The 4,735-nt window shown below is 38.9% G+C and carries 3 protein-coding genes and 2 pseudogenes; 4 read left to right on the top strand and 1 reads right to left on the bottom strand.

Translation table 11 applies throughout. The annotated features are described in order from the left end of the window. Nucleotides 1-312: pseudogene (locus EKM87_RS12120) on the top strand (MobQ family relaxase); the annotation flags it as partial. Next, nucleotides 287-1,904, top strand: a pseudogene (locus EKM87_RS12115) (DNA topoisomerase). The pseudogenes EKM87_RS12120 and EKM87_RS12115, both read left to right, overlap by 26 nt. Nucleotides 1,905-2,089: 185 nt before the next feature. On the opposite strand, the gene EKM87_RS12110 reads toward EKM87_RS12115, so the two are convergent. Continuing rightward, nucleotides 2,090-2,647, bottom strand: coding sequence for a YiiX/YebB-like N1pC/P60 family cysteine hydrolase (locus tag EKM87_RS12110; RefSeq protein WP_225363477.1), 558 nt, complete (start codon nt 2,645-2,647; stop codon nt 2,090-2,092). A gap of 156 nt (nt 2,648-2,803) precedes the next feature. On the opposite strand from EKM87_RS12110, the gene EKM87_RS12105 reads away from it, so the two are divergent. Together EKM87_RS12105 and EKM87_RS12100 are read left to right on the top strand one after the other, a co-directional pair. Further along, a complete protein-coding gene (locus EKM87_RS12105; RefSeq protein ID WP_181074504.1) occupies nt 2,804-3,319 on the top strand; it encodes a biotin transporter BioY in 516 nt (171 codons plus the stop codon). 36 nt (nt 3,320-3,355) lie between these two features. Further along, complete coding sequence (locus EKM87_RS12100) at nt 3,356-4,360, top strand: biotin--[acetyl-CoA-carboxylase] ligase (protein WP_057878585.1); 1,005 nt, start codon at nt 3,356-3,358, stop codon at nt 4,358-4,360. Nucleotides 4,361-4,735: the final 375 nt, after the last annotated feature.

Here is a 4,735-nt window from a genome sequence, read left to right as displayed (position 1 = left end):
GATCCGACGATTAAGAACAGTCAGATCGAGAAAATCCAAAAGCAGTTAAAAGGGCAACAAGCCAAGGACGACCAGTACAGAAAAGCAAATATGGGGCATTATCAACCGCTAAATTATAAGCCAGTTAGTCCAGACTATTACTTAAAGACGGCCTTTAGTGATGCGATCATGACTGTTCTATATGCTCGTGATGAAGATTACCAACGGCAAAAACAGGCGCAAGGTTTAAAGGAGACTGAGTGGGAAATGACGAAAAAGCAGCGGCAACATCAAACCCGGAACCGGCATGAAGATGGGGGCATGCACTTGTAATCACAAAATTAGCGACTGGTTAATTGGTATGAATGGTAGCCCATAATGTATTTTATATTGAGAAAAATTTGGTACGTAGAGCGTGCTCGATTAGTTACGTATAGCTGCCAGCCTTGTGTATGGTCTATCAAAGAGACCAGGTAAACAAAACCTTTAAGCCGAAACCCTATTTTGAACTAAATGCTGAAATTCTTGCTAATCAGCAAAAATTCGTCGCAAAATTAGACCCCTATCAGCGATTTAAAGACGAAGCAGGGCTAATAACATTCATGCAAGCTAAACGCGTTCAGAAAAGCTCACAGGCCGGTTTAATCAAGAACGTCCAAAAGCAAGGCAAGAAGCGTGCTAGTCCCCAACTATTCTCGCTATCCAGTCTCCAAAGTGCCATGAATAAACGTTATCACGCCAGCGCCAGCCAAACCTTAGCGGCTATTCAAAGCTTATACGAAGACAAACTGCTCAGTTATCCCCGCACCGATTGTGCTTATATCACTGATGAAGAATTTGATTATTTAGTGGCTAATCTGACGAAGTATCTGGGTTTGGTCTCTAAGCCAGTCGCTTTAACCAATACCACTCCGAACAAACGCTATGTTGATGGGAAAAAAGTTGAAGAACACTATGCCATTATTATGACTAAAGTCGTGCCAACGAAAGAGAAACTAGCCAGCTTGCCTAAATTACAGCAACAAGTCTATGACTTGGTTTTAAGAACCACATTAGCCATGTTTGCTGATCCGTACGAGTACGAGGAAACCACCATTATTACCCAAGTTGGTGACGCCAATTTTAAAGCAACCGGTAAGGTCCCAACTAAGCAAGGTTGGCAAGCTTTATTTGATGATCACAAAGCCGAACAGCAAGAAGCAGCAACTTTACCGCTCGTTCACCAAGGCGATCAAGTCCAAGCAAATCTGCAAACGCCGCAAAAAGAAACGACCCCGCCGGTACCATTTACCGAAGGTACCCTGATTACGGCCATGAAGACGGCCGGTAAAACGCTTGATGATGAAGCAGCCCAGGCGATTCTCAAAGACGTGCAAGGCATTGGAACAAGTGCGACCCGAGCAAATGTACTGGAAATATTAAAAAAACGCGGCTATCTCGTCACTGAAAAAAATAAGCTGCACGTCAGTGAAGCCGGGATAACATTATGTAAAGCGGTCGAACTCGAACCCTTGCTAACTAGTCCAGAAATGACGGCTAAATGGGAGCAAGCGTTACAGCAAATCAGTACCGAAGAACGCACCCCGGATAACTTTTTGAGCCAAATTAAGAACTTTGTGGCCAAGTTAATCGCTGATGTTCCCACACAATTAACCGGCAATGCAGCCATTAAGCAACAAATCAATCACCAACAGCAAGCGCAAAAAGTTGCCGAGGTGTTCTTAGAAACACCACAAGTAACTGTCATAAATAAACAAAAGTTTTACATTGTGAAACCCAAGCAAGGCGAGGACTTTACCCTACCCAAGAAATGGAGCAGCAAAACATCACGATTGAAGTATATCGGAATCATGGGAACCGGTTATGATGTCGTTGATATTTTACGCTCTCCTATTTACCTTGTAGACTCGATTATTGAGCACTGAGATAAAAATAAAACATAGTTTTTCCAAGATTATAAGGCAAACTATTTACATCCAGATAGCTGTATTAACCAGCTATCTAGATTGTAGTCTTTTTGATATCAGGGATATGGGATATCCAGCAAGATCGTGTTTTAAACTCACGTAATCGTTTACCTAAATGGCCAAATAATTGTCTGTATTAAAAGTCAGCTGTTGATAGCTCCTATAAATTTGAGATGGCCTTGGCTAATTAGTGAGTTCGGACTACTCCCTAACTGACCATTAGGTACCGGCAAGTCTAAATTTTCATAATACTGTTGCCATTCAGGCAAAACAGAGCCGTTAGGGCCAAATACCATTGGGGATAGATGAAATATATTTTCATCTTTAAATGCATTAACCACGTAGTCCGAACAGTAATATCCTGGCTGATCTAATCTGAAGCTCGGATTGTATGGTGCTTCTAACATGGACTTGGCTCGTTTTAGTATTTTGAGGGGATTTATTAAAGGGCTACTCTTCCGATAAACGTCAATCAATCCTTCTTCGGAAATAAATTGATCTAACGGTTGACGAATGCAACCATGGTCTTTGGTTGCATGGAGAACAAAAAAGTCAGTGCCTTCTTTTTCTACTATCCCGATATGGTAATAAGCTAGTGGTCGATCTAAAAACGTTTGTTTTGTGCCTCTAATGATCATCTCTGACAGTTTATTTTGTGCTTTTTTAACAAGTAACAGATCGCCTGTTTTCAAACTAATCAAAATTAGCAGTCTCCCTTCCATTATTCGAATTTTAGTAACCCTTTATTTGACTAATGGGTTACTAATAGCTATAATAACACTGTTTTTGAAAAATCCATACTTGGAGTGATCATATTGAAACGTAGTAACACCACAAGATTATTAACGTTATCTGCAATGATGGTAGCAATCTTAATTATATTAGGCCTCTTCCCTGGTATTCCGTTGGGATTTATTCCAGTACCTATCGTTTTACAAAACATGGGAGTGATGATGAGTGGTGAGTTGTTGGGACCTAGGTATGGGACCATCTCAGTATGTCTATTTTTATTATTAGCCTTCATCGGTATGCCCATACTTTCTGGTGGTAATGGTGGCATGGCTGTCTTTATTGGACCAACTGGCGGCTATCTTATAGCTTGGTTATTTACGCCATTACTAATTGGTCTATTAATTAATCGTTTTCAGATTTACAATAAGTCTTGGATATTTGAACTGCTCATTTTATTATTAGCCGGAGTGATTTTTATTGATTTGGTGGGTGCTATATGGCTCTCTTACCAGTCTCACATTACGCTGATTGCCGCTCTTATTTCAAACTTAGCATTTATACCAGGAGATCTTATTAAAAGTGCTTTAGCAGTTATTATTGTTCGCCGTATTAGAAAAGCAATGCATTTAAGCTTATTTTAGTTATTGTTTATCGCTATTTAATTAGGAGGTGGTTTGATGAAAAATAAATCAACCCAAGAAAAAGTGGTGTTAGAACTTTTGACTAATTTAGATACGTGGGTATCTGGTGACTATCTAGCTAAAAAGTTTCAAGTCAGTCGTGAAACCATCTGGAAGGCTATTAATAATTTAAAAAACAAACGAGATTATCCAATTGTTAGTCGTAAGAAACGTGGGTACATGCTTCATACAGCACCGTATTTAGAAGCCGACTTAATTAATATTTACAGCCATAAGCAATTAACAGATAATCTGCATGTCTTTAAAGAAGTTACATCAACCCAAGATTTAGCAAAGCAATTTTCTAGTAAGCACTGTATTACCAGGCCAACCGTTTTTGTTGCCGATAAGCAGACTAACGGTTATGGAAGACGAGGTCGCTCTTTTTATTCACCACCGACTACAGGCCTTTATCTCAGTATTATTCTGCCTAACCAACAACAAACTGTTATTCAACCCGGACTACTAACAACTGGGATTGCCGTGAGCATCACCCATGTGCTTGAAAAGTTTTATCCAAATAAAGAATTTCAGTTTAAATGGGTAAATGACATCTATCTAAATTATCATAAGGTGGGCGGAATTATTACGGAGTCCATTTTTGATCTTGAACTGGGGGCGGCCTCAGCTTTCATTGTTGGTGTGGGAATAAATTTAACAACTGTCAAGTTTCCAAAAGAGTTGGCAATCAAAGCCCAAGCTATCGATAATGACAATTCAGTTAACCGCAATCAATTAATTGCCGAAATAATCCAAGCAATTATAAACGGATTTTTAGACTATACGAACCCCCAACTATTGGCGGAGTACCGGAAAAAATCGATTGTTTTAGGAAAAGTGGTTTCTTTAAATACTGGGTCAGAAGTTGTTCAGGGAGTTGCTCAGAAGATTGAAGATAATGGTGGTATAACCATTAAAAGGATAGATGGAACATTTCAAACCTTTACAAGCGGTGAAGTAATCAAAACTGGTTTTAAGTATAAAGGAGATCATATTGGATAGCTTAATTTATGGATTATGTGTTGATAATACGGGACGTTATGAGCACTACCACAATGATTTTGATATTGCCGCTTTAAACTGTAGCTACTATCGAAAGTGTTTTTCCTACTCTAAATAAGTTAATACTAGGGAAGGGCACCTGATTTAAAAAATGGAGTTTACTACAACTCATTTTTTAAACAGGTGCCCTTTTTTGAACATTATTTGAATAATTTTCCTAGTAATAGTTAATTATAAATGTAATTGCGTTTCATCGGCAAGAGAGCGTAAAATATCTTGTGTAAATACATAAAAGATCTCTGAATTGTATAGAAATAGGGAATGCCTTCCCTTATGATATTTAGTAACCACAGAAAACATCACAGGAGGCATTCC

Origin of the sequence: Levilactobacillus yonginensis (genome assembly GCF_003946265.1) — a bacterium.
Lineage (GTDB): Bacteria > Bacillota > Bacilli > Lactobacillales > Lactobacillaceae > Levilactobacillus > Levilactobacillus yonginensis.
This window is presented reverse-complemented; position numbering and strand designations above follow the sequence as displayed.

Coding starts and splice junctions, on each gene's coding strand:
- EKM87_RS12100 (WP_057878585.1), top strand. CDS start 3,356: ATGAAAAATAAATCAACCCAAGAAAAAGTGGTGTTAGAACTTTTGACT.
- EKM87_RS12105 (WP_181074504.1), top strand. CDS start 2,804: ATGATGGTAGCAATCTTAATTATATTAGGCCTCTTCCCTGGTATTCCG.